A 430-nucleotide genomic window follows, 5' to 3' on the forward strand; every position below is an offset into this window, starting at 1 on the left:
TTGCTCGTTCACCGCGTGGCCCCGTGCGGGTGGCTGGATACAGTGCCATCCACCCTGCGCCTGCGCCGCCTTGTCCATCCACCCATGTACCGGTAACTGCCCCATGCCTGCCAGCCGCGACCTGCTCGCCGACCTGATCGCCTTCGACACCACCAGCCGCGAATCCAACCTCGCGCTGATCGACTACGTGCGTGATTACCTGGCGGGCTACGGAGTCTCCAGCGAGTTGCTGTTCAACGCCGAACGCAGCAAGGCCAACCTCTATGCGCGCATCGGTCCGAGTGGCGCGGGGGGCGTGATGCTGTCCGGCCACAGCGACGTGGTGCCGATCGACGGGCAGCACTGGACGGTGCCGGCCTTCGCCATGAGCGAGCGCGACGGACGCCTGTACGGGCGAGGTACGGCGGACATGAAAGGCTTCATCGCCTGC

The 430-nt window shown here is 66.7% G+C and carries 1 protein-coding gene; it reads left to right on the plus strand.

All coding sequences use genetic code 11. The annotated features are described in order from the left end of the window. Positions 1–103: 103 nt before the first annotated feature. Positions 104–430: M20/M25/M40 family metallo-hydrolase (locus J0A65_RS25945; protein WP_206597074.1), on the plus strand; the 327-nt coding region annotated here is incomplete at its 3' end.

Origin of the sequence: Bowmanella yangjiangensis, from assembly GCF_017255015.1 — a bacterium.
GTDB classification, from domain to species: Bacteria; Pseudomonadota; Gammaproteobacteria; order Enterobacterales; family Alteromonadaceae; genus Bowmanella; species Bowmanella yangjiangensis.